17 protein-coding genes and 9 tRNA genes are annotated in these 18,871 nt (G+C 39.5%); 19 read left to right on the top strand and 7 right to left on the bottom strand.

Translation table 11 applies throughout. The features are described 5' to 3' along the window. Positions 1-4: 4 nt before the first annotated feature. Complete coding sequence (locus MTCD1_RS15950; protein WP_082606458.1) at positions 5-724, top strand: response regulator; 720 nt, start codon at positions 5-7, stop codon at positions 722-724. A gap of 111 nt (positions 725-835) precedes the next feature. On the opposite strand, the gene MTCD1_RS15955 is transcribed toward MTCD1_RS15950, so the two are convergent. The 3 genes from MTCD1_RS15955 to MTCD1_RS15965 all read right to left on the bottom strand — a co-directional run bounded on the left by MTCD1_RS15955 (position 836) and on the right by MTCD1_RS15965 (position 2,642). Continuing rightward, positions 836-1,033, bottom strand: a complete 198-nt coding sequence (locus MTCD1_RS15955; RefSeq protein WP_057180446.1) for a hypothetical protein — start codon at positions 1,031-1,033, stop codon at positions 836-838. 120 nt (positions 1,034-1,153) lie between these two features. Next, positions 1,154-1,987, bottom strand: a complete 834-nt coding sequence (locus MTCD1_RS15960; protein WP_159459916.1) for a substrate-binding periplasmic protein — start codon at positions 1,985-1,987, stop codon at positions 1,154-1,156. A gap of 82 nt (positions 1,988-2,069) precedes the next feature. After that, entirely contained in the window at positions 2,070-2,642 is a 573-nt protein-coding gene (locus tag MTCD1_RS15965) for a M48 metallopeptidase family protein (RefSeq protein ID WP_057180450.1), read from the bottom strand. Positions 2,643-3,457: 815 nt separating this feature from the next. Here MTCD1_RS15965 and MTCD1_RS15970 point away from each other — a divergent pair. From MTCD1_RS15970 to MTCD1_RS15980, 3 genes are all read left to right on the top strand, one after another. Next, positions 3,458-3,718, top strand: coding sequence for a DUF2999 family protein (locus tag MTCD1_RS15970; RefSeq protein ID WP_057180452.1), 261 nt, complete (start codon positions 3,458-3,460; stop codon positions 3,716-3,718). A 20-nt stretch (positions 3,719-3,738) separates the two neighbouring features. Then, positions 3,739-4,095, top strand: coding sequence for a HopJ type III effector protein (locus MTCD1_RS15975; RefSeq protein WP_057180523.1), 357 nt, complete (start codon positions 3,739-3,741; stop codon positions 4,093-4,095). 133 nt (positions 4,096-4,228) lie between these two features. Beyond that, positions 4,229-5,218 carry a zinc-binding dehydrogenase gene (locus MTCD1_RS15980; RefSeq protein WP_057180454.1) on the top strand — a complete coding sequence of 330 codons (990 nt, stop codon included), beginning with the start codon at positions 4,229-4,231 and terminating at the stop codon, positions 5,216-5,218. A gap of 392 nt (positions 5,219-5,610) precedes the next feature. Here MTCD1_RS15980 and MTCD1_RS15985 read toward each other — a convergent pair. The 3 genes from MTCD1_RS15985 to MTCD1_RS15995 all read right to left on the bottom strand — a co-directional run bounded on the left by MTCD1_RS15985 (position 5,611) and on the right by MTCD1_RS15995 (position 5,965). After that, positions 5,611-5,687: transfer RNA gene (locus tag MTCD1_RS15985), tRNA-Met, on the bottom strand. A 62-nt stretch (positions 5,688-5,749) separates the two neighbouring features. Continuing rightward, positions 5,750-5,826, bottom strand: a tRNA-Met gene (locus MTCD1_RS15990). 62 nt (positions 5,827-5,888) lie between these two features. After that, positions 5,889-5,965 (bottom strand) — tRNA-Met (locus MTCD1_RS15995). A 478-nt stretch (positions 5,966-6,443) separates the two neighbouring features. Here MTCD1_RS15995 and rlmKL point away from each other — a divergent pair. The 5 genes from rlmKL (at position 6,444) to rmf (ending at position 13,197) form a co-directional block, all read left to right on the top strand. Beyond that, positions 6,444-8,594, top strand: coding sequence for a bifunctional 23S rRNA (guanine(2069)-N(7))-methyltransferase RlmK/23S rRNA (guanine(2445)-N(2))-methyltransferase RlmL (rlmKL, locus tag MTCD1_RS16000; protein WP_057180456.1), 2,151 nt, complete (start codon positions 6,444-6,446; stop codon positions 8,592-8,594). Between the two features lie 8 nt (positions 8,595-8,602). Then, the gene (locus MTCD1_RS16005) at positions 8,603-8,866 is read left to right on the top strand and encodes a glutaredoxin family protein (RefSeq protein ID WP_057180457.1); all 264 of its coding nucleotides are present in this window, start codon (positions 8,603-8,605) and stop codon (positions 8,864-8,866) included. Between the two features lie 46 nt (positions 8,867-8,912). Further along, on the top strand, positions 8,913-10,835 hold the full coding sequence (gene uup / locus MTCD1_RS16010; protein WP_057180458.1) for an ATP-binding cassette ATPase Uup: 1,923 nt from the start codon (positions 8,913-8,915) through the stop codon (positions 10,833-10,835). 119 nt (positions 10,836-10,954) lie between these two features. Then, the gene (locus tag MTCD1_RS16015; protein ID WP_057180459.1) at positions 10,955-12,793 is read left to right on the top strand and encodes a DUF3466 family protein; all 1,839 of its coding nucleotides are present in this window, start codon (positions 10,955-10,957) and stop codon (positions 12,791-12,793) included. A 230-nt stretch (positions 12,794-13,023) separates the two neighbouring features. Beyond that, complete coding sequence (gene rmf, locus MTCD1_RS16020) at positions 13,024-13,197, top strand: ribosome modulation factor (protein ID WP_057180525.1); 174 nt, start codon at positions 13,024-13,026, stop codon at positions 13,195-13,197. A 155-nt stretch (positions 13,198-13,352) separates the two neighbouring features. On the opposite strand, the gene fabA is transcribed toward rmf, so the two are convergent. Continuing rightward, positions 13,353-13,868, bottom strand: a complete 516-nt coding sequence (gene fabA / locus MTCD1_RS16025) for a bifunctional 3-hydroxydecanoyl-ACP dehydratase/trans-2-decenoyl-ACP isomerase (protein WP_057180527.1) — start codon at positions 13,866-13,868, stop codon at positions 13,353-13,355. Between the two features lie 188 nt (positions 13,869-14,056). Between fabA and MTCD1_RS16030 the strand changes: the two genes are divergently transcribed. The 10 genes from MTCD1_RS16030 to MTCD1_RS16075 all read left to right on the top strand — a co-directional run bounded on the left by MTCD1_RS16030 (position 14,057) and on the right by MTCD1_RS16075 (position 18,870). Next, a complete protein-coding gene (locus tag MTCD1_RS16030; RefSeq protein WP_057180460.1) occupies positions 14,057-14,338 on the top strand; it encodes a hypothetical protein in 282 nt (93 codons plus the stop codon). Positions 14,339-14,553: 215 nt separating this feature from the next. Then, positions 14,554-15,198, top strand: a complete 645-nt coding sequence (gene uvrY, locus MTCD1_RS16035) for a UvrY/SirA/GacA family response regulator transcription factor (protein ID WP_057180461.1) — start codon at positions 14,554-14,556, stop codon at positions 15,196-15,198. Positions 15,199-15,222: 24 nt separating this feature from the next. Beyond that, positions 15,223-17,151, top strand: a complete 1,929-nt coding sequence (gene uvrC / locus MTCD1_RS16040) for an excinuclease ABC subunit UvrC (protein WP_082606459.1) — start codon at positions 15,223-15,225, stop codon at positions 17,149-17,151. 160 nt (positions 17,152-17,311) lie between these two features. After that, positions 17,312-17,893 (top strand): CDP-diacylglycerol--glycerol-3-phosphate 3-phosphatidyltransferase, encoded by a 582-nt coding sequence (gene pgsA, locus MTCD1_RS16045; protein ID WP_057180462.1) that lies wholly within the window; start codon positions 17,312-17,314, stop codon positions 17,891-17,893. 249 nt (positions 17,894-18,142) lie between these two features. After that, positions 18,143-18,218 (top strand) — tRNA-Gly (locus MTCD1_RS16050). A gap of 60 nt (positions 18,219-18,278) precedes the next feature. Next, positions 18,279-18,352 (top strand) — tRNA-Cys (locus MTCD1_RS16055). Between the two features lie 4 nt (positions 18,353-18,356). Continuing rightward, positions 18,357-18,441 (top strand) — tRNA-Leu (locus MTCD1_RS16060). A gap of 45 nt (positions 18,442-18,486) precedes the next feature. Continuing rightward, positions 18,487-18,562, top strand: a tRNA-Gly gene (locus tag MTCD1_RS16065). A gap of 30 nt (positions 18,563-18,592) precedes the next feature. Then, positions 18,593-18,668: transfer RNA gene (locus tag MTCD1_RS16070), tRNA-Gly, on the top strand. Between the two features lie 117 nt (positions 18,669-18,785). Then, positions 18,786-18,870 (top strand) — tRNA-Leu (locus MTCD1_RS16075). Position 18,871 lies beyond the last annotated feature (1 nt).

Below are 18,871 nucleotides of genomic sequence, written 5' to 3' on the forward strand. Positions count from 1 at the left end.
TTAGGTGATAAAAACAAACAGTGTACTGATTGTTGAAGATGATATGCGTATTGCTAACATCATCTCGAAGACTATTAATAATGAAGAGGGCTTTGAGGTCATTGGTATCGCGCAAAATACCGCTGAGGCAAAAGACCTACTTGACAGCTTTAAGCCGGAACTTATTTTTCTTGATGTCAGCTTAGTAGATAGTAATGGCTTGGACGTATTAAAATATGTCAGGCAAGACTTAAGTGCCGCAGATATCAGTATTGTTATGTTAACAGCAGCCAAAGATAGCGAAGTGATTCAAGAGGCTATGTCATACGGAGCCTTTGATTATATTTTAAAACCATTAGCCTTTTCTCGGTTAAAGTTAACACTAAAACGTTATTTGCAATACCGTGAGCGTTTAAGCACTGATCAGCCCTTTGAACAAGATGATCTTGATGAATTATTTCATAATAAGGGCAAGTTAATTAGTCAGTCAAAACCAGCAATAATCATCAATGAGCAAGCATCATTACCTAAGGGAATTGACTCGTTAACGCTAGATAAAATTCGTACTGTGTTAAGTGATAATGCTGCTACTGCTTATACCGCTGAGTCTATGTCTGAATGTATTGGCACTAGCCGTACCACAGCAAGGCGCTATTTAGAGTACTTGTTAAGCTGTAATGATATTATCGCCGATATTGAATATGGCACAGTCGGACGACCTGAGCGTCATTACCTATTAACATAAACCTATTGAAATAAAAGTAGTTGAAATAGCCGCTAAGGAAATCGAGCAACGAATGCTCCGTACGGCTAAGATGTTTTTTTCATATCAATCGACATCCTTTGCACCGCTGAACTAGTTATAGCCCAGAATAAAGCTTGGGCTATCTAAGTCAACTTGCTGCATTTTTGCTACCTTATCTGCTGATAACGTGGCTTTATTTTGCTCACTCTTATCCGTCATTGGTAAGTCATCACTAGACTCTACTTGTTTAGTACTTATCGCCACTGCCTGCATTGAAGCTTGGGTTGATGTATCGCTATTCTTAATCATGGTTAATATTCCTTAGTAATCATAAGTTCTGCTACTCACTCAGGAATATCATGTGGGGAATCTCAATTGAAGTAAATAATTTCGCCATAATGAACTTTAGCTGAATAAAGTTCATTTTGGTTACGGGGTAGCTTGTTGCTCTGCATGGGGTTTTAAACAAGAAGATAGTTGCTGCTGGCTTTCTTTATTTTCAAAGATTTGAAGGTAGGGCGTAATGCCATACTCTTGGTAAATGCTATCAATGGTCCCGGCATTACGCAGCTTAAATAATTTACAATTGAGTTGATGGAATCTAGCCGCTAAGGGGGAAGCTTTAGGAATACTGATGTATTTAGCACTGACAAAGGACTCCTTAAACTCTGCTATTTGATAATGTAGCCCGGTATGTAAATGCCTGACTTGTTGGTAAGCCGCTTCAGCCCAACTTAGCTTTTGGATTGGCATTACATCTATACGGCCCGTCAATAATAATGACATCAATTGATTAATATCATGTGCATAAATGGTACTGACATTGGTATTGAACTTGTCAATATAAGGTCCGTAATATGACCCTCGTAACAAACCAAAAATTAAATGGCCAAACTGTTTGGGCGAGTGATACCGTGCTATGTTTTTGATAGTAGGCGCTAGTAAGTAATGAATACTTCGTTGTTCGTAGCCTAACAACATAGGTAATAAATACCGCTCTCTTTCCGCAGTCATTGAGTGGCGGGGAATGATATCGACCTGACCCAATTTAGCTCTGAGTAAGGTTCTTGGCCAAGGTATTACTAACCATTGTGGCTCTAGGTTAGCATCAAGGAGTAAAAGCTTAATAATATCGATTAAAGGGCCATAATATTTATTATCAACTATCGACATTTCGGGGGGGCGGTGGCGAAGGTCAATTTGCACTGGCTCGGTAAAACCACTGCTGGACAGTAACAGTAAACATAGAGTTATCGACTTCATACCCATAACAAGATGAGCCTTTGGATTAGCTAAATCTTAAGTATAGCGGGTGAAAGAGCCTTTGTTGGTCATCACTCTCACCCTAGATAAGCTGTTCGCTAATAATGTGGGTTTGTTCAGCGGAAATGCTAGCTAATTCGTCTAAGTGGGTGAGGTAAATGCGCAGGTCTAATTCTAATTGGTGATAATCAGGCAGCATGCTTTGGCATAACTTATAAAACGCTTTGTTATGCTCCTTTTCCTTTAAGTGAGCTAATTCATGAACAACGATCATAGCTAAAAAATCTTCTGGCGCTTTTTTAAATAGACTACCAATGCGGATTTCATGTTTACTTTTAAGTTTATTACCTTGTACGCGTGACACATAGCTGTGTAGGCCTAAGGCATTATTGATAATATGAATTTTATCATCGTATTTGATTTGGCTTAAAGGCGCTGTTTTTTTCAAATATTGGTTTTTGAATGTCATTACATAAGTGCGTAAAGCTTTGTCATTACTTATCTGATGAGTATTTGGGTATTTAGTTAATAGGTATTGCGCTAATTTCTTTTGCTCAAGCATCTGCATAACTTGTGTTTGTACTTGTGCAGAGTAGGCAGATAAATACTTCAATGTGGGTCGCTCCAATACAAGAGGTTTAAATTTTGAGGGCATAATTTTTCATAGATAGTTAGCAAGGTTAGCGTTGAGATTTAGCATTAACTCAAGGGGTTTTTAATTTAACCTGGGTCGGTGCCACGCTATTATACTTTTTCTTTACTAAGAGTGTAACTAATGAGTTTTCTCAGCGGATGTTGGCTTTATTAATCGACCGTTGCCAGTGTTTCTGCTCAGGCCATTCGACTTTTTGGAGAGAAAAATCCTTATTGCTTTTTTAGTGATGTTAGTTTATCCACTTGTTTGGCTGTCATCATGATTGACTCGCTTTGTTAGCCATAAAAATAAAGCTGTTGTTACCCGTCTTCCTGTTTATGATGGTGCTATTGATAATATAAGTGGCGTAATTATTAAAGCGAATTTGTATGAAAGTGAAAGACAGGGGAAGGGGATGACAGTCTTGAGTGTATCAGCAAGCCGATTGGCAGAGTGTCAGAAAGCTTGCCTGTTTTAAACCTTCTTGATCTCTTTATCAAAAGGCATGAGCATATTTTATCGTAGAGGATCACTTTGCTCAAACCGCTGGCGCGGTAACACTTGAAGATGCCATCGAAACTTTTCTTGGGCGAGAAATTGTCGATGAAAGCGATCAAGTTGAAGATTTGCAAAAGCTCGCCAAAGAAAATTACCGACAAGGTTTAAAAGCCAATGAGAATTCTACATAAGAAAATGAAATAGATAATAACTAACAAGCAATTTTTTGATAAGTGCTCTTTAGTCTTTATCAATGCGTTATATTTGTTAACATAGCGCCCAAATGAATACAGAACTTAAGTTCGGTATTTTATTATGTCCTAATACGAGATTGTTAAATGAATCCAATTATTCAAATTTTAAAAGAACTAAATATCAGTGATGACAAAATTAGCGAGTTGTTTCAGGCGCTGACAGAAAACCCTATGATGGCCATGGCATTTATTGGTCAACTTGCTATTCCACCAGAAAAACTACAAGCCATTATGAGTTTAGTGATGGCAGATCCGGGACTTATTGAACAGGCTGTTAATGAACTAGGTTTAGACTTCTCTAAAGTTGAGGAAGCAAAAGCTAAATTAAAAGCTGGTGATGCTTAGTGCCTAACGCACAGCAAAACATGACCTTGGCACACTTACTTAGCCAATTAAGCTTAAATTCAGATGATGTTACCTTTGAGCAAGTGATGCAAGTAATTACTGAAAACTACAGTTATACGCCAGTAGCCTTTAGTAATGGTGATTTGCTTAATGAAACCGGCACTAATGAAGGCTCTTGTAAGATCTTTTACTTTGCCAGATTAAATGAATTAACAGAGCAACAAACATTGGCGTGTTTTGGCCGTTATTATCATGAGGACGTTTTGCAAAACCCTCAGGGCAATGATCACAGTAATATTCGTAATTTTATTAAAAGTGGTTGGAGTAAGGTTGACTTTAACTCTGCTGCACTGACTGCTGTAGTAAAAGTCCAGTAGTTAAAACCCTCTAGTTAAAGCTATGTAGTTAGTGTCATCTACGTTAAACGAGCGCTTAAGTGCTACCTTACGCGCTGCGTTTAACTCTCCCCGAAATTCCTAGTGAATTAACCTTACCTAAAGAGAAGTACCGTTGAAATATATCCAGGTCGATAACCAACAATCATTACTACTGAGTAAAACTTCTTTGCCTGAAATAGCGGCAGATGAATGTTTGCTAAAGGTTAAGGCTATTGGTGTTAATCGGGCGGATTTATTGCAGCGTGCGGGTAAGTATCCGCCGCCTGCGGGAGATTCCTTAATTCTTGGTTTAGAAGTTTCGGGTGAAATTGTTCAATGTGGTGAGCACACGGGCGTAAATCATATCGGTAAACCATGGCAAGCTGGCGATAAGGTGTTTGCGTTAGTTGCCGGTGGTGGTTATGCCGAGTACGTTAAAGTTAAGGCAGCACAACTGTTCACTTTACCTCAAATGTTCAGCTATGAACAAGGCGCGGCCTGTGCGGAAGTATTTCTAACCGCCTATCAAAGCTTATTTACTATTGCTAAGCTCAGGTCTAACAGCAAGGTACTTATTCATGCAGGAGCTAGTGGTGTCGGCAGCGCGGCTATTCAACTTGCGAAAGCGAAACAATGCCATGTCACGGTAACGGTTGGCAGTGAGTTAAAAGTACAAGCATGTTTAACCCTTGGTGCCGATGTAGCGATAAACTACCAAAAAACTGATTTTGTTGGTTACGCTAAAGCGAATATGCCATCAGGTTTTGACGTTATCATTGATGTGGTTGCGGGTGAGTATGTCGCTAAAAACATCAATGTTGCCGCGTTAGATGGTCATATCGTTATTTTATCAATGCTGGGCGGGCGATATTGCTCGCAACTTGATATCGCGAAGCTGTTGGCAAAACGGTTAACGCTGTCTGCTTCAACGTTAAGAAACCGCAGTGATGATTATAAAGCCAATTTAGTTACTAGTTTCATTAGCGACTTTTACCCTGAGCTGGTCAATGGACGAATCAAGCCAGTAATCGATTCGGTTTATCCTTGGCAACAAGCAGAGCAGGCTCATGAAAAAATGGCTAATAATGAAAATATAGGTAAATTAATCTTACTTGTTACTTAGGCAGAATTAATAAATATGTGATAAGACAATGACGACTTTCGGCTAGTTATTTATGTTGATAGAGAATACAGCCCGACGAGCTTATGCTTGGAGTAAATACTAAGGATATATATGAATTGGTTGCTGGAGCCCTTATCTTATGAAGAGGGAACTAAAACCTGTTTTTATACTTACTTCTCTTTAAAGAAACAAGTTGGTTGCGGTAGCCAGATTTAAGTAGAAAAAACGAATTTCGGCTATTTATTTATGTTGATAGAGAATACAGCCCGACGAGCTTATGCTTGGAGTAAAATACTAAGGATATATATGAATTGGTTGCTGGAGCCCTTATCTTATGAAGAGGGAACTGACGACCTTATTCTTGGAGTCAAATACTAAGGATATATATGAATTGGTTGCGGGAGCCAGATTTGAACTGACGACCTTCGGGTTATGAGCCCGACGAGCTACCAGGCTGCTCCATCCCGCGTCCGAATGACTTGATGTAAAATCAAGAAAGCCTATAACGTTTTAATTCTGTTATAAAAGAATTGGTTGCGGGAGCCAGATTTGAACTGACGACCTTCGGGTTATGAGCCCGACGAGCTACCAGGCTGCTCCATCCCGCGTCCGAATGACTTGATGTAAAATCAAGAAAGCCTATAACGTTTTAATTCTGTTATAAAAGAATTGGTTGCGGGAGCCAGATTTGAACTGACGACCTTCGGGTTATGAGCCCGACGAGCTACCAGGCTGCTCCATCCCGCGTCCGAATGGTTTAAGTGCACTATTTCTAGGTACGTTTAAACAAGCCAATAATTGTTTTAATTCTATTATCAGAGAATTGGTTGCGGAAGCCAGATTTTTAAAAAAACTTGACGACCTTCGGCTATTTATAATGAACAGCCCGACGAGGTTGAACTTTTAGGCTGCTCCATCCCGCGTCCGAATGGTTTAAGTATTACTATTGCTAGCGACACGTTAAACAAGCCGCAATATTTTACTTCTTATTGCGAGAAGTTTCTTTTAAAGAGGTTACTCCCTGAAAGCGAGGCGTATAGTAAGGATAGCGCATCGATAAAGCAAGCGCTTTTATTAAAATAATACTGTTCGGTTGAATGTTATGCGTTACGGGTAAAAAACAGGCGGTTTAGGCTAGTTAAGGTTAACTTTTGTTTATGTGCTTTGTGTTTGTGTATATAATCGCGCCCATAGTTTACTCTGCTGTTTACTCCGGAAATGCACCATGAAAGAATCCATGCACCAATTTTTAGCTTTAACCTCTCCAGGTATTGAAGTTTTACTGTTCGATGAAATAATAAACCTCGGCGCCGATCGCGTTGTACAAAAACCGGAAGGCGTTTATTTTCAAGCTTCTTTAGCCTTGGGATATAAAATATCTCTTTGGACGCGCCTTGCTACCCGTATCATGCTTAAACTGGGAGACGGTGAAGCGAAAGACAAAGATGAATTATTCAAAGCGGCCAGTAGTATTCATTGGCCAGATATTTTTGACTCAACAACTACCTTTGCCATTGACTTTGTGGGTTACAGTGAAGAAATTCGAAATAGCCAGTTTGGCGGTTTAACGATTAAAGATGCGATAGTTGATCAATTTAGAGAGCAAGGTTTTGAGCGTCCAAATGTCGATAAAAAATCCCCACAAATTAGTTTCCAAGCTCGGCTATTAAGAGACCACATTCACATATATCTTGATTTTTCTGGTCGAGGTTTATTCCAACGAGGCTATCGTGAACATAGTGGCGCGGCACCGTTAAAAGAAAACCTAGCTGCTGCCCTTATAATACGCTCGGGTTGGTTAGCTGATACCAGCAAGCCATTAGTTGATCCTATGTGTGGCTCAGGCACAATTCTAATTGAAGCTGTTGCAATGGCTGCTAAGCAAGCACCGGCACTTAATAGAGCGTCATGGGGCTTTGAATCTTGGTTAACCCATGATAATGACATCTGGGAAGAGCAATTAGCGCAAGCCATAGCAAGCTCGGAACAATCACTCGCTACGCTTAAAAACGTTAAAGTCTTTGGTATCGATCTTGATGCACGGGTATTAAAAACGGCACAACAAAATGCCCGTAATGCGCATTTACAACAATATATAGAGTTCTCTTGTAAAAATACTAACGACATGAATAACACCTTTGGCGGGCCGGGTACTGTGTTATTTAACCCGCCTTATGGCGAACGTATAGGTGAATTACCTGAGCTAGTAGAAAATTTTGTCTTATTTGGTCAAAAACTTAAAACGCAGTTTATGGATTGGCGTGTGGCAATATTAACGGCAAATGTCGACTTGCTCTCTATGTTAAAATTGTCGAGCTTTAAACGTTACAAGTTCAAAAATGGCCCGTTAGATTGTCAATTAGCCTTATATAATGTTGATGAAAGACAAATGGCCAAAGATGCGGTTAACCCGCAATCTGACTTTGCCGAGCAAGATAGCGCTTTTGCTAACCGTCTTAAGAAGAACCGTAAAAATTTAAAGGGCTGGTTAAAATCCAATGACATTGAAGCTTACCGCTTATATGACGGTGATATTCCTGAATATAATGTTGCTATAGATATTTATGGTGAGTACTTGGTGATTCAAGAATATGCCGCGCCAAAAACCATTGAAGAACAAAAAGCTAAGAAGCGTCTACAAGAAGTGATTTATTGGGCGCCTAAGGTTTTGGGTATTCCAACCGATAAAGTAGTTTTAAAAACCCGATCTAAGCAAAAGGGTAGTAATCAATATCAACGGCTAAATAAATCGAAACAATCGATCACTATTACTGAACATGGTGCTCAGTTTAAAATTAACTTATGGGATTACCTTGATACGGGGTTATTTTTAGATCATCGAAAAACACGGCAAATTATCGCCAAAAAATCTCAAGGTAAGACATTGCTGAACTTATTTGCCTATACCGGCTCGGTTTCAGTGCAAGCAGCAATGCATGGTGCTTTGTCGGTTACCACAGTTGATATGTCAAATACCTATCTTAACTGGGCACAAGATAACTTTGCTTTGAATAAGTTGAGCGGTCACAAATATCAATTTATTCAAGCCGACTGTTTAGATTGGTTGAAAAAGAATACCAACAAGTTTGATGTGATTTTTATCGATCCACCAACGTTTTCGAATTCAAAACGTATGGAAGATAGCTTTGATGTGCAACGAGATCATATCGCCTTATTAACCGATGCACTGAAGGCTCTCAATAGAGGTGGCGAAATATTTTTCACAAATAACAAGCGCAATTTTAAAATTGACTTTGATGCGTTAGATACACTGGGCTTAACGGCACAAGCCATGTCAGATGTTACTCGTGATAAAGATTTCGCCCGTAATAAACATATTCATAATAGCTGGTCTATTACTAGAAAAAAAACCTAGTAGTAATTATGAATAAATATAATTTATATGGCAGCGAAGGTTGTCATTTATGTGAGCAAGCTTTGGCTCTCTGTTTGGCGGTACTGCCCAGAGAGCAGCTAACAGAAATTGATATTATCGAACAAGATAGTGTTGCTCATGAAACGCAAACCCTGGTCGAGTTGTATGGGGTACATATTCCCGTACTCGAAAAGTTAGCGCAAGACAGCAGTAAAAATATTAAGTTGTTTTGGCCTTTTACCCAAGCACAAGTTGAACAATTAAGCCTGTAGCAATTATTAGCAAGTTATTAGAACTTATTAAAAGTTAAGAAGAATTATGGAATTATTAAGAATAGCCAATGGTGAACTAGCCTTTGGCGAAGATAAAATATTAGATAAAGCAGAATTAAGTATACAAACCGGTGAACGTATTTGTTTAGTGGGTCGCAATGGTGCGGGTAAGTCTACTTTAATGAAAATATTAATGGGCTTTCAAAATCTAGATGATGGTCAAATATTAAAGTCTAGCACCATGCAAATGTCTATGTTGCAGCAAGATCCGCCAGAATCATCTGAAATCAGTGTCTTTGATTTTGTCGCTGAGGGGGTAAAAGAAAATGCCGAACTCCTCCGCCGTTATCACGCCATAATTCATTTGATTGGCGAAGATCCCAGTGAAAAAAACCTTAACAAGCTAGCCAGTGTGCAAGAAAGTCTTGAACAAGCAAATGCTTGGCAAGATGAACAACGTATTGAGCAAGCCATGAGCACGCTATCGTTAGATCCAGATGCAAGGATTTGCGATTTATCGGGTGGTTGGTTACGTAAAGTTGCCTTGGCTAAAGCCTTAGTAATTAACCCTGATATTTTATTACTGGATGAGCCTACCAACCACTTGGATATTGAAAGTGTATTATGGCTGGAGAAGTTCCTAAAAGACTTCGGCGGCACTATCATCTTTATTAGCCATGACCGGGCGTTTATTCGTGGTTTATCTACCCGTATTTTAGATCTTGATCGCGGTAAATTGAAAAGCTACCCAGGTGATTATGATTTATATATCGAACAAAAGCAGCATGACTTACAAGTAGAAATGCAACAAAATGCGTTATTTGATAAAAAACTAGCTGAAGAAGAAGTGTGGATACGTCAAGGCGTTAAAGCCCGTCGTACTCGTAATGAAGGTCGAGTACGCTCTTTAGAGAAGCTACGTAACGAACGTACCGCACGTCGAGAGGTGCGTAATCAAAGTACCATGAATGTTACTCATGGTGATCGCTCGGGCAAGTTGGTCTTTGAAGCTGAAGACGTAACAGTAGCCTTTGGTGATAACGTTGTTATTAAAAACCTTAATTTACTTATTTCTCGTAATGACAGGTTAGCGTTAATAGGCGCTAACGGTACGGGTAAATCAACCTTAATTAAACTCATCATGGAACAGCAAGCGGCAACCAGTGGTAAAATGCGCTCGGGTGTTAATTTAGAGATCGCTTATTTTGATCAGCATAGAGAAGCTCTTGATTTAAACCTAACCGTGCAAGAAATTGTCGGCGAAGGTAAACAAGAGGTTATGGTGAACGGTAAATCTCGCCATGTATTGGGTTATTTACAAGACTTCTTATTTAGTCCTAAACGTGCTCGGACACCAGTTCGTGCCTTATCGGGTGGAGAGAAGAATAGACTATTACTTGCGCGCTTATTTTTGCGTCCAAGTAACTTACTTATTCTCGATGAGCCAACCAACGACCTTGATATTGAAACCTTAGAGCTACTTGAAGAAGTTGTGGCAAATTATGCGGGAACCGTTATTTTAGTGAGCCATGATCGTGATTTTGTTAATAACTGTGTCAATACCTGCTTGTATTTTGATGGTACCGGACAGGTAAATCAGATTGTCGGTGGTTATGATGATGTTGATAGTTATCTCGCTTTAAAAGAAAAACAACGCCAAAATATGGCCGATGGCGCGCAACAAAAAACAAAATCAGTAGATGATAAAAGTAAGCAAGAACAAAGTTCGTCGCAAGTCGAGGTTGCTAAGAAAAAACTCTCCTTTAAAGATGCCCGTGAACTGGAAACTTTGCCTGAAAAAATTGATGAAATAGAAAACTTGATTGATTCATTGCAAGCACAAGTGAATGACGCTGACTTTTTTAGTCAAGATGACGATATAACGAAAAAAGTTTTGAACCAGCTGAACGATTGTGAGTCAAACCTTGAGATTGTCTATGCCAGATGGCAAGAGCTTGATGAGCAGTAATCAACAATAGGTCATTAATTTGCTTTAGGGCACGCCTTAAATTTTAGATTTTAACTCACCTTAACTTATATAAATTAAGGTGAGTTAAATAGAACAACCAAAAAGAGTTAATCAGTAGTATGAAGCAATTTTCAAAAAATATATTGGTGTTAGCGGTAACAAGTGCCTTAAGCCTTAGTGTCCTTAGCTTTAGCCAAGCAGCTACTTACAAAGTAGTTGAAGTTGATAAAGATGCTAAAGGATACACTTACGGTGGCAAGCTAAATATCAACGGTGAAATGGCCGTATCGGGGGGGAATTCTTATAACTTTCCGGTACAATTTGACTACTTAGATGAACAAGATTTTAATGATATTGTTTATTTAGCACTTACCCGACATGATTATTACTTTGGTCTTGAAGAGATTGAAGATGTTGATGGATTTGAAGAACGTGCTAAAGCAGGTAACGCAACGGCCAATGACCTAGTTTGGTCAAAGATGTACCTGCAAGGCAAAAATACATCTACGACTAACCTAAACTTTGAATACCAAATAGTTGCCGATGCTGCCGCTCTGCTTAACCTAGATCCAGGCAGCAGTCCATCTAAAAAAGTCTGTATTTTTGATACTGATTTTGATCCTGATTCTAGCCCATGTACTGGTGAATTAACGCGCTCAACCGTCAATATTATACAAGGAATTACTAACAGTGGCTTTATCTTTGGTACGGGCTCTGCGCCATATTTACCTATAGATGGACCCGCTACTGAAAGTGACGGAACTTTTAAAACCCACTGGGTACGTGAACATGGTCAACGTGGCTTTTACATCGATGCCAGTAGTGGCGAAATAATCTCAGTGAAACCTGGCCTAATGGAATATGGGGGTGGTATTTCTGCCCTTTTTGATATGAATGATAACGGTACTGCTGTTGGTTATACTAGCTATGGGCTAAGTGATGCTCGGGTAGAATATATAAAGAATACCGATGGCGGCTGTGCCGATACTGATGTACTCGCCACTATACCTTATGAGATATGTGTACAAAAAATTCAAAGTGGCATGTACTATATTCAGGCTTTCAAAGTAGCTATTTCGGCTCTCGATGAACTAGAGTTACTGGGTTTATTAGTGGAACCCCATGACGATGATGATAGAGCCTTTTCTAGCCAAGCGTTAGCGGTCAATAATCACGGTGTTGCCGTTGGTTATGCCCAGGGTTGGGATGATACTGATGTGGTAACAGCTGCAGTTGATGAGCGCATGACCGGCTCCTATGCAGTACTGTATAAAGATGGCAAGGTGTTAGACTTTAATCAAAAGCATTACTATTTTCGTTACGGTTATGTTTATTCTTTTTCTCGTGCTAATGATATTAACGATAACGGTTTAGTGGTTGGTTATACCCATGATATCAATAATTCTGTCAAAAAACTTTTTTATGTTAAGACTACTAATGTTCTAGAGAGTGAGATGGAAATTGTTATTCCAAAAGGATTTTTTAATAGCTCAGTTAGTACAGCTTTTGCGGTAAATTCTGCCGGTGTTATCGTCGGTGAAGCGCAAATTGAAACTCATAATGAAAGTTCGCAAAACCCTCGCCGGACAGTGGGCTTTATTTACGATACCGCCAGTGATTCAGCAGTGATAATTGATGTCAATACGCTGTTAAAATGTGAATCTGATTATTACATTCTTAAAGCCAGTGACATTAATGATGCTGGCTACATATCCGCAACCGCCATAGTCAAAGTAGAAAGCTATGATGCTAAGGGCAACGCCATACTTGATGATAGCGGTGATCCGGTGATGATAGATGTCGCCCGAGCCGTTTTACTCGAGCCTATCCCCGATGACGGAATTACTTGTGAGGCATTTGAATATAAAGTTGAACGACAAGGTGCGAGTTTTGGCAGCATTGGCTTACTATCACTGTTAGCGGTATTTGGACTTCGTCGGAGGAAGTTCAACAGCTAACGCTAACTACCGTTTAAGTACTGATCTTAAAGCATAAAAAAAGCACTCTTGGAGTGCTTTTTTTATGCTTGTCGTTTATCCATTTAAGCCATTGTATTTTGATTTTTTTGAACTATGCTTAAAGAAGTTGTGCAATATCAGTGAGCGAATGATTTTTACTAGTAGGCAATTATTTATCGTCACTGCTATTGGTATTTCTATTAAGAAGAACCAAGGAGCGTGTATTTATGATGAAGCGGCAAAAACGCGATCGTCAAGACAGGGCACACACAAGAGGTTACCAAGCAGGTATATCTGGTCGTTCTAAGGAACATTGCCCGTACCAAAATGATGCAATAAAGTCACAATGGCTTGGTGGGTGGCGAGAAGCCATAGAAGATAAACATCAAGGGCTGTTTAAATAAACAATTGCTTGTTTTATCAACAACAGTTCAACCGAAATTGAAGTAAATGAATTGAATTGAAAAGTTAAAAAGCCCAGCAAGTTGCGGGGCTTTTTTTAATTTTAATTAGTGTTAAATTATAATTAATATATTACTAAAGCTAGCACTAGCTTGCTCTAAAATTTACTGGTATCAGTAAATAAACCTACTTTAAGATCTTTGGCGGTATAAATTTCACGACCGTCAACACTGACAGTACCGTCAGCAATACCCATGTAAAGTCTACGTTTAATCACGCGTGTGAAATCTATCCTAAAGGTAACTTTTTTATCGGTTGGTAGTATTTGACCGGTAAACTTCACTTCACCGACACCTAAAGCTCTGCCTTTACCTGGACCACCCCCCCAAGACAAGAAAAAGCCAACTAATTGCCACATAGCATCTAAACCTAAACAGCCGGGCATTACCGGATCACCTTTAAAGTGGCAATCAAAAAACCATAAGTCTGGCGTTATATCTAATTCGGCTATTATATAACCTTTACCGTTTTCACCACCTTCTTCAGAAATGGTAACAATGCGATCCATCATTAGCATATTACCTGAAGGCAGTTTTGAGTTACCTTCCCCAAATAATTCTCCTGTTCCTGCCTTTACTAAATCTTCTTTACTGTATGAGTTTTGTTGTGGCATCGCCATAATAAGCTGAAATCCGATAATATATTTTAGGGAGCTACTTTAGCTTACACTTGTACACTAAACAACTGCGAACAGTTAAAAGATAAAATTAATTTGTCATGATCAAATGAACAAGCTTCCTTGATTACACACTCGTTATGCGTGATTATAGGCTTATAGAGCTAGGGATAAATTGAAACGACATGAAAGAATCTGAGCAAGTGAATGAACAACCGTTAAAGAAAGTTGCTATGAGTAATGCCGAAAAACAAAAGCGTTACCGTGAGCGGCAAAAAGCCCGCGGCTTGCAGGAAATGCGCGGTTATATGTCACCCGAGGCAAAACATTGTTATGAGTTAATCAGTGAACAAACTAATTGGTCTGACAGTGTAATTTTGAGCAACGCCGTTCGATTAACCTATGCCGCTTATAAAAATGGCCAAATAGGTCTGTTAAATAGCTGGCTGAAAAATAATAAGCTCTAAAGCTGGCTAATTTTGTTATGCACCTAGTTATTAGGCTTTTCGCTGATATTGGGTTCATAAGTCCATTAAAGTACATTTAATGGCATGTTCAACTTGTGCCCTAGTCAGAGCGGACAATAAATTTAATCAGGTAATTATTCGGTAATATTCAATTGAATAGTCAGCGTTTTCGCTATATTCTTGCTACTTCTCATCTTTAACTAAGGTTGTCTTGCGTGATAAATGTTTTATTGGTTGATGATCATCACCTTGTTCGTGTCGGTATTAGTAAAATTTTAGGCTGCGTTAAGGGATTAAGTGTTGTCGGCGAATGTGAAACAGGTGAAGAGGCAATTAAGTTCTGTCGACAAAAAGAACCGGATGTCTTACTCATGGATATGGATATGCCAGGTATGGGCGGTCTTGAGGCGACAAAAAAAATATTACGTTTTGCGCCCGATGTCAAAATTATAGTATTAACTGCGCATTCCGAAGACCCGTTCCCAAGTAAAGTGATGCAAATGGGTGCTGCTGGGTATTTAACAAAAGATGCTGGCCCTGATGAAATGGTGAATGCTATTCGCGCCGTTAATAGTGGCCAACGTTATTTACCTTCTGCTATTGCGCAAAAGATGGCGTTAAGCCAATTTAAATCGGTTGACGATAACCCTTTTAGTTCCTTATCCGATAGAGAGTTACAGATTATGATTATGATAACTCGTGGTGATAAAGTACCAAATATTTCAGAACATCTGAATTTAAGTACTAAAACGATTAATAGCTATCGTTATCGAATGTTTGACAAGCTTGCTGTTAGCAATGATGTCGAGTTAACGCATTTAGCTATCCGCTATGGCATGATAAAAACAGAAAAGCTATAGATATCCTTAAGAAGCTTAAACTTAATGTCGCCAAAGAATACCGAAAAATCAGCCAGTAAACAATTAGGTCAAAACCCAGCAGCCTCAACTTTTGACAGTGAGGCTTTTTTGCGTGTAGTGACCGAACAAGCTGGTGTCTATCGAATGTATAATAGTCAGCAAGTGATTATTTATGTCGGTAAAGCCAAACAGCTTAGAAAACGTCTAACAAGTTATTTTCGCAAAGATGTTGGCTCAGTTAAAACACAAGTATTAGTGCAGCAAATTGCCGCCATTGAAGTCACCGTTACCCATACCGAAGGTGAGGCGCTGATACTTGAAAATAACTATATCAAAAAGTATCAACCTAAATACAATATTTTATTACGTGATGATAAGTCATACCCTTATTTACTTATTACCGATCATAAGCACCCTAAGCTAGGCCTACACCGTGGTGGTAAAAAAGTAAAAGGTGAATATTTCGGCCCATTTCCGACGGTTGGCGCCGTTTGGGAAAGCTTGCGCTTAATGCAAAAAATATTTCCTATTAGACAGTGTGAAGATAGCTATTACCGAGCACGGTCAAGACCCTGTTTACAATACCAGTTAGGCCGCTGCTCAGCCCCCTGTGTTAATAAAATATCGGTTGATGATTACCAAGTGCAAGTGAATTTAGCCAAGCTTTTTCTACAGGGGAAAAGCTCTGCTGTGATTGAACAGTTAGTGACAAAAATGGAATTAGCCAGTAATAAGTTACACTTTGAGCTCGCGGCAAAATATCGCGATCAAATAGCCACATTACGTAAAGTTCAACAACAACAACATGTCAGCGGTCATATCGCCGAGCTTGATGTTGTCGGCTTATATCGTGATAAATCACAAGTGTGCATACATTTACTCTTTATTAGACAACATAAAATATTAGGCAGTAAAAGTTATTTCCCTACAGTGCCTAGTGAAAGTAGTGACAGTGACATATTACAGGCATTTATTGCTCAGCATTACTTAACAAATGATTCACAAAGTCATGGTAAAATCCAAGGTAATATTCCCAAAGAGATAGTCATCAAAGAATCTATTGAGCAGGTAGTAGAGTTAGCGGCACTACTGAGTGAACAAGCAGAGTATGACGTTAAAATATCAACAAATACCCGCAGTGAACGAGCTCAATATTTAAAGTTAGCGAGTACTAACGCACAAACGGCCCTTGTTACTCAAACTAGTCATAAAGAGTCTATGCAAGCACGTTTTGTGGCGTTAAATGAAGTATTTGAGTTGAAAAATGGTATTCATCGTATTGAATGTTTTGATATTAGTCATACCATGGGCCAACAAACAGTAGCCTCCAATGTGGTCTTTAACCAAGATGGGCCACTCAAAAGTGATTATCGCAGGTATAATGTCCATGGCATCACGCCTGGCGATGATTATGCTGCTATGGCCTTTGCTTTAAACAAGCGCTATGGCAAATTAAAAGCGAATCCGAGCAACCAGATCGAGCATAGTGCCTTAGAAAAGTTGCCCGATATTGTCTTTATTGATGGTGGCAAAGGCCAGTTGGCCAAAGCTGAAGAGTTTTTTAGTCAGCTGGCATTAACTAGAACGCCACTACTCGTTGGTGTTGCGAAAGGGGCGTCACGTAAACCGGGCTTAGAAACCTTAATTTTGGCAGGTAGTCATCAGCTACTTTCCTTACCCGCGACATCACCCGCTTTACATCTGGTGCAACACATTCGCGATGAATCACACCGTTTTGCTATAACAGGGCACAGAGCAAAGAGGCAAAAGGTGAGTAAAAAGTCTCGTTTAGAGTCAATTGAAGGTATAGGCGCGAAAAAACGGCAAAGTTTATTAAATTTTTTGGGTGGTTTACAAGAGGTCATGCAAGCGGATGTTACCGCCTTAGCGAAAGTACCTGGCATAAGCCATGTATTAGCAAATAAAATCCATGAGGCTTTACATGAAAAGTAATAAATCATAGCACCATATTTATCTCTGCCTCGAAAAATCAAATAAGCTTTTGCTAAGTAAGCCTTTAACCCAAGCTTTTAGCTTCACTTGTCATATTCAGCCGTAGCACTGCTATAACAACTTGTGTAAACTAGAGAAAAATACTTGTAGTGAAAAGTAAATGTGGACAATACCTAACCAAATAACCCTGTTTCGGATCATCTTGATCCCTATTTTCTTGATAATTTTCTATTTACCACTTTCATGGAGCCACTTTGGCGCATTTGCTGTTTTTTGGTTAGCTGCCGTTAGTGACATCTTAGATGGCTATCTTGCTCGTAAGCTCAATCAATCTTCTGCGTTTGGCGCATTTTTAGACCCAGTAGCCGATAAACTCATGGTCGTTGTTGCCTTGGTGATGATTGCTCAAGATTATAGCTCATGGCTGGTTTCTGTTGCGGCGATTATTATGATAGCGCGAGAAGTCTTTATTAGCGCCTTGCGTGAGTTTATGTCTTCTATAGGAAAACGTGATGTGATTGCCGTCTCTAATATGGGGAAATATAAAACTGCCGCGCAAATGCTTGGTATTATGGGGCTCATTTGGCAACCTGATTATGATATTCCGTTAATATTATTTTCCTTGCCTCATGAAGTCATTAATTACCTTTCTTATGGCTTTTATTTTATTGCTACCGTGCTAACCGTTACTACCTGGGTAAGTTACTTCAAAGCGGCTTGGCCTGAGTTAAAGCAGCAATAAACTCTTTTCAAAGACTCGTTTATAACTAATGGGACGATTAACAAGCCATTTAGTTAAAAATGGAACAAACAACTCGCTTTTTAAGCAGTTAGGATAAAAAGTTAATTTAATAGTTGACTGGAAAATATTTAGATGTAGAATGCGTTTTCGTTGACAGGGAGTCAGCAAGTAAAGTGAAGTTGGCTAAGTTGATGTTACATCATCTGTCATTTCTTTTACTGAAGTTTGTAATTTTTAATTTTAAATGAAGCGGCTGTAGCTCAGCTGGTAGAGCGTCACGTTGCCAACGTGAATGTCACGAGTTCGAGTCTCGTTAGCCGCTCCAATTTAACTTAAAAAGCAAAGTTCATTGATAATGATATCACTGATACATCGTTGACAAAATGGCGGGTTGGCAGAGTGGTTATGCAGCGGATTGCAAATCCGTGTACACCAGTTCGATTCTGGTATCCGCCTCCATTTTGCCCGGGTGGTGGAATTGGTAGACACAAGGGATTTAAAATCCCTCGCCGAAAAGCGTGCCGGTTCAAGTCCGGCTCCGGGTACCATATCATCAACGATAGTTGGGAAGTAAAAAGTAAAGCTCTCATGAAGCGGCTGTAGCTCAGCTGGTAGAGCGTCACGTTGCCAACGTGAATGTCACGAGTTCGAGTCTCGTTAGCCGCTCCAGAAAACCTGTAAAAGTAAAGCTCTAATGAAGCGGCTGTAGCTCAGCTGGTAGAGCATCACGTTGCCAACGTGAATGTCACGAGTTCGAGTCTCGTTAGCCGCTCCAAATTTTTATAAGTTTATGACAGTTGTCAGTCATGTTTTTTACAAAATATGATAAATAAATTTATAAAGAGTAGGTACCAACCTACTATAAAAATACTCCCTTATCGAAAGATACAATGCCCGGGTGGTGGAATTGGTAGACACAAGGGATTTAAAATCCCTCGCCGAAAAGCGTGCCGGTTCAAGTCCGGCTCCGGGTACCAT

The organism is Colwellia marinimaniae, assembly GCF_002207865.1.
Lineage (GTDB): Bacteria > Pseudomonadota > Gammaproteobacteria > Enterobacterales > Alteromonadaceae > Colwellia > Colwellia marinimaniae.